We start from the raw sequence: 15,702 nt of genomic DNA, 5'->3' as shown, positions 1-15,702 counted from the left end.
GGGACTCTAGGTGGAGTGAGCCCCATGGATTTTGAGCTAATCAACTAAACCCCTGTGTCTACTTTTTAGGGGCCACATCAATCTCGAATCTCGAATCTCGAATCTAGTACTGATCTTCCGACCAACCATCACTATCCGACATATCCGGAGCACCCGCGATACTGTTCTCTTCGTCGGCCCACTCACCGAAATCAATCATCTGACACTGCTTGCTACAGAAAGGGCGATGTGGACTCTGCTCACCCCATTCAACATCAGTCTGACATTGTGGGCATTTAACGATGGTGATTTTCTTAGACATAATGGTTCTTAGTTGGGTGTGGTTCTAGAATTGTAGGCCTGAGCATGGCTCAAGCCAACTTTAATAAGGTATTTAGCGACAAATAAGCTAGCTGCAGACAGCGAGCTCAAATTCGATATCTTGAGTGCACGCCTGACCACTTTCAAAACACATAAACTTCACGGCAAAGCGGTTTTTGTGTCCTGAAATCATTGGGTAAGCGCCATACTGCATTGGAATTGAGAGTCGTAAGATATTGGCCTCTTCAGCATCACTCTGGAAGAAGCCTGCACGAGCGATTTGTGGTTGGAAGTGACCCGTTTCACGAGTTAGCTTTAACCATAGGGTTAGCGCATCATACAGAGGCTGTAAGCTATCCATCCAAGCTTTAGCATCGTTCATTCTCTTATCGAGAGGGAGGTGCAGCCAGTAGTGTAGAGCCGGTAAGTCAAAGCAACATGATCCACCCGGAAGATTGAAACGCTGACGAATGGCACTCAAGAAGCGATCTTCTTTCAAAGACTGACCAAAGCGTTCAGCCAGCATTAGCTCACGGTAGATGCTGCCGATGTCTTCTAGCAATGAAGTGAGCATCTCTTGATCGACGCCTTCGACATTGAGCCAGCTCTTGTACGTTACACGCTGCTTCTCTATGTCTTTTGCCAGTTCACTCTTTAGCTGAATTTGCTCAAAGATTTCGATCAGATCGAAGATTGAACGAAAGAATAGTTGGTACTGCTGAGCATCTGAAAATGTTGAAGACAGGTGCAGTTGCCTCAAGAGGGATTCCACTCTTAAGTAGATACGTGTTTTCTCATTTAGAGGATGTTCAAATTTATGAGTGATCATCAAGCAAACCTTCATTCAACATAAGACTATTTTTACCGATCTTGTGTGCTTATTGCTAGATACTTTTGATGTAATTCTGTGATTTGAGGCAAAAGATCTTGGTTTTTAGTATGGTTTTTAATCACGTCGTCCGCAACCGCTAAACGTTGCTCTCGTGAAGCTTGTGATTTGAGGATCGCTTTGACCTGTTCTTCAGAGACATTGTCTCGGTTCATCGTACGTTCAACCTGAACTTCTGTAGGAACATCAACAATTAAAACGCGATCTGCCATACCTTGCATCTGGTTTTCAATCAGTAAAGGTGCAACGAGTAAACCATAGGGAGAGCGAATGTTTGTCAGCCCTTCTTCAATCTTATTGCGGATCATAGGGTGAAGCAGCGCATTCAACCAAGTTTTGTCTTCTGGATGACTGAAGATCTGCTCACGAAGCTTAGCTCGGTTGAGGGTACCGTCTTCTAAAAGGATCGCTTCACCAAAATGTTCAGCAATCTGGCGTAGTCCGTCACTGCCGACTGCTACGACTTCACGAGCCACGATATCGGCATCGACAATATCGATGTTGAAGTGCTCTTGAAATAGGTCTGCAACGGTGGTTTTTCCGCTAGCAATGCCGCCAGTGAGGCCAATAATGGTCGCCATAAATTAAATTCCTAAAACCGAAGTAAAATACCAAGCCATAATGTTCTCGCCCCAAATCAAACTTATCCAACCGGCAATAGCGAGGTAAGGACCAAAAGGGAAGGCTTTGTCGATGCCTTGCTGTTTCAATCGCAGCTGAATTAAACCAAACACAAGACCAACAAGTGAAGAGAGCAATATGATCATCGGTAGGTGTTGCCAACCAAGCCAAGCCCCTAATGCTGCAAGGAGCTTGAAGTCTCCATAGCCCATACCCTCTTTGCCTGTTAGGAGTTTGAATAGCCAGTAGACTGACCATAGAGCCAGATAGCCTGCCATTGCTCCTATTACAGAATCTTGGAGGGAGATAGGACTAATGCCAAACAGCGCAAGCGCAATACCTGACCAGACCAGTGGAAGAGTGATTTGATCGGGTAGTAGCATGGTATCAAGGTCGATGAAGGTCGCCGCAATCAAGGCAAAGGTAAAAAAGATCAGTGCGATTGCGTAGTAACTAAAGCCAAAGTGAACCGCGACAAAGCCACACATCACCGCAGTGAGTAGCTCAACGAAAGGGTAACGAGGACTAATAGGGTTCGAACACTTTCGACATTTGCCTTTCAAAAATAACCAGCTGAGTACTGGGATATTATCGATAGCTCGAATCTGCGTTTCACATTTTGGGCATGTCGAGCGAGGTACGCTGAGGTTGTACGTTCCCTTTGGCATCGGAATCTTGTAATCAGGAAAGCTTTCAGAGCACTCTTGTTGCCACTCTCGCTCCATAATTATTGGCAAACGATGGATAACGACGTTGAGAAAACTACCGATGAGTAGGCTGAAGATAAAAGCTAATACGGGGAATAGCCAAGGATAGTAGTGAAATACTTCCATAGAGTCCTGTCCACTGGGGTCTAACTGGCGAGAGCCATGAGTGTGTCATTGATTATCGCCTATCCTAACACACTCATTAGATTAAAGATCGGTAAGTACATCGCAACCACTAAGCCACCCACGACTGAGCCCAGAAAAACGATGATGACCGGCTCTAAGATTTTGCCTAAGTTATCGACGGTATCGTCCACTTCAAACTCATAGATGGTCGCAACCTTGGTGAGCATCTCGTCTAGATTGCCAGACTCCTCACCTATCATCACCATCTGCAATACCATTTCCGGAAAGGCTTGGCTGTTACGCATTGCAATATACATCGGCATCCCAGCGGCTGTCTCTTTGTGGACCTCTGTAATGGCGGATTCGAAGTACACATTACCTGTGGTTTTGGCGGTCGTTCTGAGGCTAGTTAGGATCGGGATGCCAGAGCTAAAACTGGTTGATAATGTGCGGCTGAATTTGGCGATGGAAGCTTTGGCCATGACCCCTCCTATGATAGGAAGTTTGAGTCCTAACCTGCTAAGGGCCAGCCTTATGGAGTAGGAGCGCTTGCGAGCTTGAATGACAAAGAGAATAGCACCTGCAAAGCCAAGCAAAGTATAGAAGCTGTAAGCTTGCATCCAGTGCGACAGCGCCATCACTTTAGCGGTGAACCAAGGGAGATCGGCACCAAAGCCTGAGAACATAGATTCAAACTCAGGGATCACCATTGTTAGCATTAGAAATGAGACCGTTAAAGCGGTGACAACCACCATCACCGGGTAGATAAGCGCTTTTACGACCTTTGACTTTAAGCGTTCACTTTTCTCACGATAGTTAGCCAGCCTTTCAAAGACCTCAGCGAGATTTCCAGACAGCTCTCCGGTTGCCACGAGGTCGGTATACAAGTCATCAAAATGACGGCTTGCAGTTCTCATCGCTTTTGATAGCGGAGTCCCCGCTTCAACGCCTTTACAGATCTGCGACAAGATCGATTTCATCTCTGCTTTTCTATGATTATCTGACACCAAATTGATGGCTTGGATGATAGGGACACCAGTTCCTAGCATGGTTGCCAGTTGGCGTGTTAGCAGGGTAATGTCTTTTGCTTTGACTCTATGGGTTAGACGAGTCAGCGCTGAGATGCTTTTTTTCTTTATCTTCTTAATTTGAATGTGCTGATCGCGCAGCTTGTCTCTGACTTCAAGTTCTGTGAGAGCCAAGGTTTGTCCTGACACTTTTTTCCCTGAGCTGTTAACGCCTCTCCAGTGATAATTCTTGAGTTGTGATTGCTTGGGTTTGATTACCATAAAATTCACACCGATGTAGGTAGAGAGTTAGATAGAAATAAAACGTCTAGAGATAGAGGACGCGTTGCAATTCTTGATAGCTAGTGACCCCGGATAACAATTTCTCTAAGCCCGAATCTCGGAGTGTTTGCATGCCTTCTTGTTTAGCTAGGGCTTCTACCTCAATCGCATTTGGGCGAGATATGAGGCTTGCTTTCAGCGTGTCAGTGAACGGCATCACTTCATAGATACCCACACGGCCTGAATACCCTTGATTGCACTCGTTACAGCCGTTCGGGTTTGCTTTAAAGAACCTATGGTTAGCATCAATGTTGTGATGGTGATAAATGGTTTGGTCATCATCTTCAATTTTGCAATGTGGGCACAGTCGTCGAGCGAGACGTTGAGCAATGATGAGGCTCAATGATGAAGCTAAGTTAAAAGGCTCAATCCCCATGTGAGCAAGGCGTGTGATGGTTTCTGCTGCTGAGTTGGTGTGCAGTGTTGAGAGAACTAAGTGACCGGTTTGGGAAGCCTTAATCGCAATCTCCGCAGTTTCAATATCGCGTATTTCACCGACCATCACGATATCCGGATCTTGGCGCAGAAAAGATCGCAATGCTTCAGCAAATCCAAAGCCTATCTTTGGCTGTACTTGCACTTGATTGACGCCGCAAAGGTTAATCTCAACTGGGTCTTCGGCGGTAGAGATGTTTCTTTCTGAGGTATTGAGGATTCGAAGTCCAGTATAAAGCGATACCGTTTTGCCACTGCCGGTAGGTCCGGTCATAAGAATCATACCTTGTGGGCGTTTCAGAGCATTAAGGTAGAGTGTCTTTTGTTGCTCACTATAGCCTAGGATGTCGATATCAAGATTGGCAGCGCTGCTATCGAGTAGACGAAGCACAATTTTTTCACCCCAAAGTGTTGGCAGAGTAGAGACGCGCATATCGATAGCGATCTCTTGATTGAGCCTTAGCTTAATCCGACCATCTTGAGGTAAACGTCTCTCCGCGATATCAAGTTTGGCTAGGATCTTCAGGCGTGCTGACAGTCGCCGACTTAGGTGCGCTGCTGGTTGTTGGGTTTCGATTAAGATGCCATCGCAGCGTAGGCGGACTCGGTAGTACTCTTCATAGGGCTCGAAATGGATATCAGATGCCCCTTTACGCACCGCATCGACTAGGATTTGATTGATAAAGCGACTGACGGGCGAGTCATCTTGACTAAGATCTTCGACAGAACTGACTTCATCATCAGAAACTTCCACTAAGTGAGCGAGTTCATCTTGGGTTATCTCTTTACGATTGCTATCACCATTGGTAATTACTTTGCCGTAAAGCCGCCGAATGGCCCCTTCAAGTGTGCGATAGTTTGCAACCACCAGTTCAATCTGAAGTCCTGTGGCAAAACGAAAGTCATCTTCAGCTTGTAGGTCAGTTGGGTCGGCAGAGGCTAAGGTAAGCGTGGATGCTGATTTGGCGATCGGTATGACTTGGTGTTGAGTGATGAGTTCGCGCAGACCAAGCTGTTCGCACAACGGCTCGTAGTCGTAATCAGCGAGCGAAATTAAAGGTAAACCAAAGATATGTGCCGTATGCTCGGCAAGGTTATCGGCATTAAACAAGCCATGTGCGATTAAAGCTTCTGGCGTTGAGTCACCAGAAGCTTGCAAGTGTTCCACTATGGCTTGTTCTTGAGTCAGGCTAAGGAGGTTAGCCTGACGAAGAACGGTGGGGAGGTTGGTTAACACTTATTAGCAGCCATCTAGGTCAGGGATGTTAGATGATTTGGCACAACTCCACCCGGTAGTTGAGTCTCGAGATAAAATAAGAGTTTCAGTATCTAAAGATCCACCATTGAATTGGAATTGAAGCTCAGGTGAAGTTGAGGATGAACCAGCCGTTTTAATGGATATTGTTCCTAAGGTGTTAGAACCTGCAGATACTCCAAGAATTGTTACCGCTCCACTAATCGTCCCTTCTTCTTGGAAAATTAACTCGGCTGGGGTTTGTAGCGCTTTTAAGGTGGCTAGTGCTGACGAAGCTTCACTTTTGGCAACATAATTTTGATACGCAGGAACAGCTATTGCTGACAAGGCTCCAATAATCGCCACCACAATCATCAATTCAATTAACGTAAAACCTTTCTGCTTTGTTTGTCTTTTTTTCATTGTTCTAATCCATTTATTGTCGGTTACAGTGCAAGCACCAGATGAATTAGAGAATAAGAGTCGATATCTAGGTGTGGAATGGCGTTCAGAGAAGGGCGCGAGTCGCTTTGAATTTATTGGTAACTTGTTTCATATGCTGCATAAGATTATGCGATCAAGTTATATAAGGTGTCTCAATTGTGAAATGCTATCAATAAAAAAGGCACCGTAGTAAACGGTGCCTTTGATATCAAATGTGTTTTTAATCAATAGATTACGCTTTGAAACGCATCGAAAGATCCATTGCTTTCAGGTGTTTAGTCAGTGCACCTACTGAAATGTAATCAACACCGGTTTCTGCAAACTCAGCGATGGTGTCTAGAGTCACGTTACCTGAGTTTTCTAGAGCCGCACGACCTGCGTTGATCTTAACAGCTTCACGCATCATGTCTGTGGTGAAGTTATCCAGCATAATGATGTCCGCACCTGCGCTGATCGCTTGCTCAAGCTCTTCTAGGCTCTCAGTTTCAACTTCAACAGGTTTACCTGGGTTAAGCTCTTTTGCTGTAGAGATTGCTTTCTCGATACCGCCACAAGCGATGATGTGGTTCTCTTTAATTAGGTAGGCATCGAAAACGCCGATACGGTGGTTGAAACCGCCACCACATGCCACTGCGTATTTTAGTGCGCTACGCAGACCTGGGATGGTCTTGCGTGTATCAAGCAGACGACACTCTGTATGAGCGATTTTTTCTGCGTAAACTGCCGTGGTTGTCGCACAACCTGATAGCGTTTGGATGAAGTTCATCGCGTTGCGCTCGCCCGTTAGTAGAGCACGAGCTGGGCCAGATAGTGTACAAAGAGTTTGGTTCGGCTCAACTTTGTCACCATCTTGCACATGCCACTCGATAGTCACTTCACCGCCTAGCTGTTTGAATACTTCGTCAGCCCAAGCTTGACCACAGAAAATACCGTGCTCACGCGTAATGATGGTTGCGCTGTTAACCGCATCTGCTGGAATTAGACTTGCAGTGATATCAGCCGCTGGATCCAGTGTACCGCCTAGGTCTTCTTTGATTGTTTCTGCAACTGCGCGAGAGATCTCTAGTGGAAGCTGCTCTTTTAAGTAGTCAAGGCGTTGGTGGCTGTTATGTGTGTTTTTCATCGCAAATCTAATCTTGAAAGGAAGTGGGGTAGGAATGATACTCTTGCTTCACTGCAAATTAAAGGGTTGAGCCCGCCTTGAGTTAGGTCGAGTTCACACTGATAGCCATTATATATTGAGCAATAAAAGAGTAAGGAGCATGGTGTTTATGATGATCAGCGAAACTGGGTGGTATAGCGCCGCGAAACATCTACCTTCTCCCTTCTATGACGCCCGCCCTCAACAAGACGATGTCTCTTTGCTGGTGGTACATAATATCAGTCTGCCGCCGGGTCAGTTTGGTGGACCTTATATCGAGCAGTTCTTTACGGGTAAGCTCAATCCAGAGGAGCACCCGTTCTTTAAGGTGATTCACAAAATGGGCGTATCTGCGCACTGCTTAATTCGTAGGAACGGAGAGATTGTTCAGTTTGTCTCTTTCCTTGACCGTGCTTGGCATGCGGGTCAGTCGAGCTTTGCTGGCCGAGAGCGTTGCAATGATTATTCGATTGGGATTGAGCTTGAGGGGACGGATTTTGTTGCCTATAGCGAATCTCAATATCGTGCACTGGCTGAGCTAACCGATGCGATTACCCAACGTTTTCCGCAAATCACAGCAGATCGAATTACAGGGCATCAATACATTGCCCCATTAAGAAAAACCGATCCGGGGCTCTCTTTTGATTGGGTGAAGTACCGTCGACGCTTAACTCTGTAGTGATTCTGATAATCATATATTGGCATATTGGTTTTTACGCCAATGTTAAAGGCTTGTAATCGTTCTGGATGCAGGCCTTTTTTATTTCCTCAAGAGTGTGATGAATCTTTCAAAAGGCCAGATGTGACCAATTGTTAATAGGATTTATTCCCAATCTGTGCGCTTGGTTTGAATTTTAATCAAGGCTACCTAATCAATCTGAAATATTTCATTTTTATCCTGAAACTTTCTAGCACGAACACTCCCCAAAAGTATTAACGCTGTAAATGGTAAGACCAATTTGGTTGCTGTTTTAAATTTCATTTGTTAAATCATGGTTAATTCACACTGTGTTCTATGATTCAGGTCAATTTTCAGCTGGACAGTGGCGTTTTAATTATGTTAATTTCTGCACCAATTAAAATTGGTATTACCAATTACCAGCAAATAAAAAGAAGAACAGCAAACTATGGCTTATCAAAGGATTCGTCAGCCAAAACTCTCTGATGTTATTGAAAAAGAGTTGGAAAGGTTGATTGTGGAAGGAACACTGGCGCCCGGGCAGCAACTGCCGCCAGAGCGTGAACTGGCTAAACAGTTCGATGTGTCTCGTCCTTCGATCCGAGAAGCGATACAACGTTTAGAAGCCAAGCGCTTACTAACTCGCCGTCAAGGTGGGGGAACGTTCGTCAGTGAAAATATCTGGAAAAGCTTTTCAGATCCGCTCCTGAATTTGTTGTCCACTCACTCCGAAACCCAACTAGACTTGTTGGAATCGCGTCATGCGATGGAGGGAATTTCTGCTTACTTTGCTGCGCTGCGTGGTACCGAAGAAGACTTTGCTCGAATTCAAGCATGCCAAGATAACATTCGAGGCGCGCAAGAAAAGGCCGATATTGAAGCTGAATCGGCAGCTGTGATGGCTTTCCTTATCGCTTTAACGGAAGCGGCTCATAACGTAGTGCTTTTGCATATCGTTCGCAGTTTAGCTCCGTTACTTGAGCAAAATGTCTTAGAAAATCTAAAGCTGTTGCATCGTCGAAAAGACGTTGTGGAAAAAGTGAGTATACATCGAGCTAACATCGTGGATGCGATTGTTTCTGGCCAGCCTGAGAAGGCGCGTGAAATGTCACATTCTCATTTAGCTTATATCGAAGAAACATTGCTGGATTTGACCAGAGAAGAGTCGCGTCGCGAACGTTCACTGCGTCGAATTCAACAGGGTAAAGAGTCGTAATCCTACGGCTTTTTACGTGTTTAGTAGAATCCAACTAACAAAAAGGATAGATCGCCATGTCTGACATGAAGCATGACGTTGATGCTCTGGAAACTCAAGATTGGTTACAAGCTCTTGAGTCAGTAGTACGTGAAGAAGGTGTAGAACGTGCACAGTTCCTACTAGAAACAGTTCTAGAAAAGGCACGTTTAGACGGCGTTGATATGCCAACTGGTATCAACACTAACTACATCAACACCATTCCAGCAGCACAAGAGCCGGCTTACCCTGGTGACGTAACTCTTGAGCGTCGTATTCGTTCGATTATTCGCTGGAACGCAATCATGATCGTATTGCGCGCTTCTAAGAAAGACCTAGACCTAGGTGGTCACATGGCTTCTTACCAATCAGCGGCTGCTTTCTACGAAGTATGTTTCAACCACTTCTTCCGCGCTCCAAACGAGACGGACGGTGGCGATCTAGTTTACTACCAAGGTCACATCTCTCCAGGTATCTACTCTCGTGCGTTCCTAGAAGGTCGTCTAACTGAAGAGCAGCTAGATAACTTCCGTCAAGAAGTAGATGGTAAAGGTATCCCTTCATACCCGCACCCTAAACTAATGCCTGAGTTCTGGCAGTTCCCAACAGTATCTATGGGTCTTGGTCCAATCTCTGCGATCTACCAAGCTCGTTTCCTTAAGTACCTAGAAGGCCGTGGTCTTAAAGATACTTCTGCTCAACGTGTATACGCTTTCCTAGGCGACGGTGAGATGGATGAGCCAGAATCACGTGGTTCTCTATCTTTCGCAGCACGTGAAAAGCTAGACAACCTAACATTCCTAATCAACTGTAACCTACAGCGTCTAGATGGCCCTGTAATGGGTAACGGTAGCATCATCCAAGAACTAGAAGGCCTATTCAAAGGTGCTGGTTGGAACGTTGTTAAAGTTATCTGGGGTAGCAACTGGGATTCACTACTTGCTAAAGATACGTCTGGTAAACTACTACAGCTAATGAACGAAACTGTAGATGGCGACTACCAAACATTCAAATCTAAAGATGGCGCGTACGTACGTGAGCACTTCTTTGGTAAGTACCCAGAGACAGCTGCACTAGTTGCAGACATGACTGACGACGAAATCTTCGCTCTTAAGCGTGGTGGTCACGAGTCTTCTAAGCTATACGCAGCTTACAAAAACGCGGCAGAAACTAAAGGTCGTCCAACAGTAATCCTAGCTAAGACTGTTAAAGGTTACGGCATGGGTGAAGCGGCTGAAGGTAAGAACATCGCGCACCAAGTTAAGAAGATGGACATGACTCACGTTCTACACCTACGTGATCGTCTAGGTCTTCAAGACATCCTAACTGACGAAGCAGTGAAAGAGCTTCCGTACCTGAAACTTGAAGAAGGTTCAGCGGAGTACGAATACCTACACGCTCGTCGTAAAGAACTAAAAGGTTACACGCCACAGCGTCTACCTAAGTTCACTCAAGAATTACAAATCCCAGAACTAGAAGAGTTTGCACCGCTACTAAGCGAACAGAAGCGTGAAATCTCTACTACTATGGCATACGTACGTACACTAAACATCCTTCTGAAGAATAAAGGCATCGGTAAAAACGTTGTTCCTATTATCTGTGACGAAGCGCGTACGTTCGGTATGGAAGGTCTGTTCCGTCAAATCGGTATCTACAACCCGCACGGTCAGAACTACACTCCTCAAGATCGCGACATCGTTTCTTACTACAAAGAAGCGACTTCAGGTCAGGTACTACAAGAAGGTATCAACGAACTAGGTTCAATGGCATCTTGGGTTGCTGCTGCTACTTCTTACAGCACAAACGATCTGCCAATGATCCCGTTCTACATCTACTACTCTATGTTCGGTTTCCAACGTGTTGGCGACATGGCATGGATGGCTGGTGACCAACAAGCTCGTGGTTTCCTACTAGGTGCTACTGCTGGTCGTACTACGCTTAACGGTGAAGGTCTACAGCACGAAGATGGTCACTCGCACGTACTAGCGAACACTATCCCTAACTGTATCTCTTACGACCCAACATTCGCTTACGAAGTTGCAGTTATCATGCAAGACGGTATCCGTCGCATGTACGGTACTGAGCAAGAGAACGTGTTCTACTACCTAACAGTAATGAACGAAAACTACGCAATGCCAGCAATGCCAGAAGGTGCTGAAGAAGGCATCCGTAAGGGTATCTACAAGCTTGAGTCTTACGCTGGTGACAAGTCTAAAGTTCAACTAATGAGCTCTGGTACTATCATGAACGAAGTACGCAAAGCTGCGACTATCCTAAGCGAAGAGTACGGCATCGCGTCTGACGTGTTCTCTGTAACATCGTTCAACGAGCTAACTCGTGACGGTCAAGATGCAGAGCGTTACAACATGCTTCACCCAGAAGGCGAAGCGAAAGTACCTTACATCGCTCAAGTTCTTGGTAACGAACCAGCAATCGCTGCGACTGACTACATGAAGAACTACGCTGAGCAAGTACGTGCGTTCATGCCAACTGAGTCTTACAAAGTACTTGGTACAGACGGTTACGGCCGTTCTGACAGCCGTGAAAACCTACGTCGTCACTTCGAAGTTAACGCAGGCTACGTAGTAGTTGCTGCCCTAACTGAGCTAGCTAAACGTGGTGATGTTGAGAAGTCTGTTGTTACAGAAGCAATTGCTAAGTTCAACATCGATACAGAAAAAACAAACCCGCAATACGCATAAGGTAGAAAAACAATGGCAATCGAAATTAACGTACCTGACATCGGTGCTGATGAGGTTGAAGTAACTGAGATTCTAGTAAACGTTGGCGACAAGGTTGAAGAAGAACAGTCACTGATCACTGTTGAAGGCGACAAGGCTTCAATGGAAGTTCCTGCGTCTCAAGCGGGTATCGTAAAAGAGATCAAAGTTTCTGAAGGCGATTCAGTAACAACTGGTTCTCTAATCATGATTTTCGAAGCCGAGGGTGCAGCGCAAGCTGCACCTGCTCCTGCGGCAGAAGCAGCTCCAGCAGCGGCTCCAGCTCCAGCAGCAGCGGCAGAACTGAAAGAAGTTCACGTTCCAGATATCGGTGGCGATGAAGTAGAAGTTACTGAAATCATGGTTGCAGTTGGCGATGCAGTAGAAGAAGAGCAATCTCTTCTAACTGTTGAAGGCGACAAAGCATCAATGGAAGTTCCAGCACCATTCGCTGGTACAGTTAAAGAAATCAAGATCGCTTCTGGTGACTCAGTATCAACTGGCTCTCTAGTGATGGTATTCGAAGTAGCTGGCTCTGGCGCTCCAGTAGCAGCTGCTCCTGCAGTTGAAGCGGCTCCAGCAGCAGCTCCTGCGGCATCAGCAGAAAAAGAAGTAAACGTTCCTGATATCGGCGGTGACGAAGTAGAAGTTACTGAAGTAATGGTAGCGGTTGGCGACACAGTAGAAGAAGAGCAATCTCTAATCACTGTTGAAGGCGACAAAGCTTCAATGGAAGTTCCAGCTCCATTTGCTGGTACAGTAAAAGAGATCAAGATTGCAGCTGGCGACAAAGTAACGACTGGTTCTCTAATCATGACTTTCGTTGTTGAAGGCGCAGCACCTGCTCCTGCAGCGGCTCCAGCTCAAGCGGCAGCACCTGCTCCTGCAGCAGCTCCAGCTCCAAAAGCTGAAGCTCCAGCGGCGGCACCTGCAGCTAACGACTTCCAAGAAAACAACGATTACGCACACGCGTCTCCTGTTGTTCGTCGTCTTGCTCGTGAATTTGGCGTTAACCTATCTAAGGTTAAAGGTACTGGTCGTAAGAGCCGTATCCTTAAAGAAGACGTTCAGTCTTACGTTAAAGATGCACTTAAGCGTCTTGAGTCTGGTGCTGCTGCATCTGGCAAAGGCGGTGACGGCTCTGCTCTTGGTCTTCTACCTTGGCCAAAAGTTGACTTCAGCAAGTTCGGTGAAACTGAAGTTCAGAAGCTTTCTAAGATCAAGAAGATCTCTGGTGCAAACCTACACCGTAACTGGGTAATGATCCCTCACGTTACACAGTGGGACAACGCAGACATCACTGAGCTAGAAGCATTCCGTAAAGAGCAGAACGCAATCGAAGCTAAGAAAGACACTGGCATGAAGATCACTCCACTTGTGTTCATCATGAAAGCTGTTGCTAAAGCTCTTGAAGCGTTCCCAGCGTTTAACTCTTCTCTTTCTGAAGATGGCGAAAGCATCATTCTTAAGAAGTACGTAAACGTAGGTATCGCAGTAGATACTCCAAACGGTCTAGTTGTTCCTGTATTCAAAGACGTGAACAAGAAAGGCATCTACGAGCTATCTGAAGAGCTAATGGCTGTGTCTAAGAAAGCACGTGCTGGTAAGCTAACTGCAGCTGACATGCAAGGCGGTTGTTTCACAATCTCTAGCCTTGGCGGCATCGGCGGTACTGCATTTACGCCAATCGTAAACGCTCCAGAAGTAGGTATCCTAGGTGTATCTAAGTCTGAAATGAAGCCAGTGTGGAACGGCAAAGAGTTCGAACCACGCCTACAACTTCCACTATCTCTATCATACGACCACCGTGTGATCGATGGTGCTGAAGGTGCACGCTTCATTACTTTCCTAAACAGCGCACTATCTGACATTCGTCGTCTAGTACTGTAATTTAGAAAGTAAATATTAAGGTGGCTTTCGGGTCACCTTAATTCTTTATACAAAGTATTTTTTAGAGAACAGTTCCCGCTTTTCTCATAAAGCGAAAGGGAAGTGTTGTCTAGCTCACAGGCTAACTTAAAGCTACTTTCACACTGTTAACATCTCTGTAAAATGTTGGCTGTTTGAAAGCCCAATAATTTAAGAACATCTTCTCAAGCCTGTTAGGGATAATGACTACAAGAGGTCACAATGAGCAAAGAAATTAAAGCCCAAGTTGTTGTACTTGGTTCAGGTCCTGCTGGTTACTCAGCTGCATTCCGTTGTGCGGATTTAGGTCTAGAAACAGTACTAGTTGAACGTTACAGCACTCTTGGCGGTGTATGTCTAAACGTTGGTTGTATTCCATCAAAAGCACTTCTTCACGTTTCAAAAGTAATTGAAGAAGCTAAAGCGATGGCTGAGCACGGCGTTGTATTCGGTGAGCCACAAACTGACATCAGCAAGATCCGCATCTGGAAAGAGAAAGTTGTAAACCAACTGACTGGCGGTCTTGGCGGTATGGCTAAGATGCGTAACGTGACTGTAGTTAACGGCTACGGTAAGTTCACTGGTCCTAACTCTATCCTTGTAGAAGGTGAAGGCGAGTCAACAACGGTTAACTTCGACAACGCTATCATTGCAGCGGGTTCTCGCCCAATCAAACTGCCATTCATCCCGCATGAAGACCCACGTATTTGGGATTCAACTGACGCGCTAGAGCTGAAAGAAGTACCAGAAAAACTGCTTATCATGGGTGGTGGTATCATCGGTCTAGAAATGGGTACGGTTTACCACTCTCTAGGTTCTAAAGTAGACGTAGTTGAGATGTTCGACCAAGTTATCCCAGCTGCAGATAAAGACATCGTTAAAGTATTCACTAAGCGCATTAAGAATAAGTTCAAGCTAATGCTTGAAACTAAAGTTACTGCAGTTGAAGCGAAAGAAGACGGTATCTACGTTTCAATGGAAGGCAAAAAAGCACCAGCTGAAGCTGAGCGCTACGATGCTGTTCTTGTTGCTATCGGTCGTGTTCCAAACGGCGCACTTATCGACGCTGAGAAAGCAGGTATCGAAGTTGATGAGCGTGGCTTTATCAACGTTGATAAGCAAATGCGTACAAACGTTCCTCACATCCACGCGATCGGTGACGTTGTTGGCCAACCAATGCTTGCTCACAAAGGTGTGCATGAAGGTCACGTAGCTGCTGAAGTTATCTCTGGTAAGAAGCACTACTTCGACCCTAAAGTAATTCCATCAATTGCGTACACTGAGCCAGAAGTAGCATGGGTTGGTAAGACTGAGAAAGAAGCGAAAGCTGAAGGCATCAACTACGAAGTTGCTACTTTCCCTTGGGCAGCTTCTGGTCGTGCAATCGCATCTGACTGTGCAGACGGTATGACGAAGATGATCTTCGACAAAGACACGCACCGTGTAATCGGTGGTGCTATCGTAGGTACTAACGGTGGTGAGCTTCTTGGTGAAATCGGCCTAGCAATCGAGATGGGTTGTGACGCAGAAGATATCGCTCTAACTATCCACGCTCACCCAACTCTACACGAGTCTGTTGGTCTAGCTGCGGAAGTATTCGAAGGTTCAATCACTGACCTTCCAAACAAGAAAGCAGTGAAAAAGAAGAAGTAATTCTCCTTTAGCCACTCGCTAATGTTTTTGAAAGCCGCTGATTCGTCAGCGGCTTTTTTGTATCTGAGGAAAAGACAGGAATGTTTCACTCCGAGATGCGAGTACGCTGCGCTTCGAGATACGAAGAGCGGATGCATAAAAACAAAAAGGGCTGACCCAATCGGTCAACCCTTCACAATTATTCTGATGTGACCCCATTAAAGTAGACACTTAATACGGAGTATTAAGTGTCATGAAAGTAAAATCACAAAGACAATATACA

General features: G+C 45.7%; 13 protein-coding genes. 5 read left to right on the top strand and 8 right to left on the bottom strand.

Going from position 1 to position 15,702, the window contains the following annotated elements; translation table 11 throughout:
* Positions 1-103 precede the first annotated feature (103 nt).
* The 8 genes from yacG to nadC form a co-directional block, all read right to left on the bottom strand.
* Positions 104-301, bottom strand: coding sequence for a DNA gyrase inhibitor YacG (yacG, locus tag VFDL14_RS16300; protein ID WP_032550156.1), 198 nt, complete (start codon positions 299-301; stop codon positions 104-106).
* A gap of 87 nt (positions 302-388) precedes the next feature.
* Positions 389-1,129 (bottom strand): cell division protein ZapD, encoded by a 741-nt coding sequence (gene zapD / locus VFDL14_RS16305; RefSeq protein ID WP_032550155.1) that lies wholly within the window; start codon positions 1,127-1,129, stop codon positions 389-391.
* 32 nt (positions 1,130-1,161) lie between these two features.
* On the bottom strand, positions 1,162-1,770 hold the full coding sequence (gene coaE, locus VFDL14_RS16310) for a dephospho-CoA kinase (RefSeq protein WP_032550154.1): 609 nt from the start codon (positions 1,768-1,770) through the stop codon (positions 1,162-1,164).
* Positions 1,771-1,773: 3 nt separating this feature from the next.
* Positions 1,774-2,643 (bottom strand): prepilin peptidase, encoded by an 870-nt coding sequence (locus VFDL14_RS16315; RefSeq protein WP_032550153.1) that lies wholly within the window; start codon positions 2,641-2,643, stop codon positions 1,774-1,776.
* A gap of 59 nt (positions 2,644-2,702) precedes the next feature.
* Complete coding sequence (locus tag VFDL14_RS16320) at positions 2,703-3,932, bottom strand: type II secretion system F family protein (RefSeq protein WP_032550152.1); 1,230 nt, start codon at positions 3,930-3,932, stop codon at positions 2,703-2,705.
* Positions 3,933-3,978: 46 nt separating this feature from the next.
* Positions 3,979-5,664: a type IV-A pilus assembly ATPase PilB gene (gene pilB, locus VFDL14_RS16325; RefSeq protein ID WP_032550151.1), complete on the bottom strand. Its 1,686-nt coding sequence runs from the start codon at positions 5,662-5,664 to the stop codon at positions 3,979-3,981.
* A gap of 3 nt (positions 5,665-5,667) precedes the next feature.
* Positions 5,668-6,084, bottom strand: a complete 417-nt coding sequence (locus VFDL14_RS16330) for a pilin (protein ID WP_032550150.1) — start codon at positions 6,082-6,084, stop codon at positions 5,668-5,670.
* 253 nt (positions 6,085-6,337) lie between these two features.
* Positions 6,338-7,228 carry a carboxylating nicotinate-nucleotide diphosphorylase gene (nadC, locus tag VFDL14_RS16335; protein ID WP_032550149.1) on the bottom strand — a complete coding sequence of 297 codons (891 nt, stop codon included), beginning with the start codon at positions 7,226-7,228 and terminating at the stop codon, positions 6,338-6,340.
* A 148-nt stretch (positions 7,229-7,376) separates the two neighbouring features.
* On the opposite strand from nadC, the gene ampD reads away from it, so the two are divergent.
* The 5 genes from ampD to lpdA all read left to right on the top strand — a co-directional run bounded on the left by ampD (position 7,377) and on the right by lpdA (position 15,440).
* Positions 7,377-7,925 (top strand): 1,6-anhydro-N-acetylmuramyl-L-alanine amidase AmpD, encoded by a 549-nt coding sequence (ampD, locus tag VFDL14_RS16340; protein WP_152549213.1) that lies wholly within the window; start codon positions 7,377-7,379, stop codon positions 7,923-7,925.
* A 448-nt stretch (positions 7,926-8,373) separates the two neighbouring features.
* Positions 8,374-9,141 carry a pyruvate dehydrogenase complex transcriptional repressor PdhR gene (gene pdhR / locus VFDL14_RS16345; protein WP_032550147.1) on the top strand — a complete coding sequence of 256 codons (768 nt, stop codon included), beginning with the start codon at positions 8,374-8,376 and terminating at the stop codon, positions 9,139-9,141.
* 56 nt (positions 9,142-9,197) lie between these two features.
* A complete protein-coding gene (aceE, locus tag VFDL14_RS16350) occupies positions 9,198-11,861 on the top strand; it encodes a pyruvate dehydrogenase (acetyl-transferring), homodimeric type (RefSeq protein WP_032550146.1) in 2,664 nt (887 codons plus the stop codon).
* A gap of 12 nt (positions 11,862-11,873) precedes the next feature.
* Positions 11,874-13,769: a pyruvate dehydrogenase complex dihydrolipoyllysine-residue acetyltransferase gene (aceF, locus tag VFDL14_RS16355; protein WP_032550145.1), complete on the top strand. Its 1,896-nt coding sequence runs from the start codon at positions 11,874-11,876 to the stop codon at positions 13,767-13,769.
* 240 nt (positions 13,770-14,009) lie between these two features.
* Positions 14,010-15,440 (top strand): dihydrolipoyl dehydrogenase, encoded by a 1,431-nt coding sequence (lpdA, locus tag VFDL14_RS16360; protein WP_032550144.1) that lies wholly within the window; start codon positions 14,010-14,012, stop codon positions 15,438-15,440.
* Positions 15,441-15,702: the final 262 nt, after the last annotated feature.

The organism is Vibrio fortis, assembly GCF_000695685.1.
Taxonomy (GTDB): Bacteria; Pseudomonadota; Gammaproteobacteria; order Enterobacterales; family Vibrionaceae; genus Vibrio; species Vibrio fortis_A.
Note: the sequence above shows the minus strand (reverse complement) of the source record. Positions and strands in the feature narration are given on the sequence as shown.

Coding starts and splice junctions, on each gene's coding strand:
- yacG (WP_032550156.1), bottom strand. CDS start 301: ATGTCTAAGAAAATCACCATCGTTAAATGCCCACAATGTCAGACTGAT.
- zapD (WP_032550155.1), bottom strand. CDS start 1,129: ATGATCACTCATAAATTTGAACATCCTCTAAATGAGAAAACACGTATC.
- coaE (WP_032550154.1), bottom strand. CDS start 1,770: ATGGCGACCATTATTGGCCTCACTGGCGGCATTGCTAGCGGAAAAACC.
- VFDL14_RS16315 (WP_032550153.1), bottom strand. CDS start 2,643: ATGGAAGTATTTCACTACTATCCTTGGCTATTCCCCGTATTAGCTTTT.
- VFDL14_RS16320 (WP_032550152.1), bottom strand. CDS start 3,932: ATGGTAATCAAACCCAAGCAATCACAACTCAAGAATTATCACTGGAGA.
- VFDL14_RS16330 (WP_032550150.1), bottom strand. CDS start 6,084: ATGAAAAAAAGACAAACAAAGCAGAAAGGTTTTACGTTAATTGAATTG.
- nadC (WP_032550149.1), bottom strand. CDS start 7,228: ATGAAAAACACACATAACAGCCACCAACGCCTTGACTACTTAAAAGAG.
- ampD (WP_152549213.1), top strand. CDS start 7,377: ATGATGATCAGCGAAACTGGGTGGTATAGCGCCGCGAAACATCTACCT.
- pdhR (WP_032550147.1), top strand. CDS start 8,374: ATGGCTTATCAAAGGATTCGTCAGCCAAAACTCTCTGATGTTATTGAA.
- aceE (WP_032550146.1), top strand. CDS start 9,198: ATGTCTGACATGAAGCATGACGTTGATGCTCTGGAAACTCAAGATTGG.
- aceF (WP_032550145.1), top strand. CDS start 11,874: ATGGCAATCGAAATTAACGTACCTGACATCGGTGCTGATGAGGTTGAA.
- lpdA (WP_032550144.1), top strand. CDS start 14,010: ATGAGCAAAGAAATTAAAGCCCAAGTTGTTGTACTTGGTTCAGGTCCT.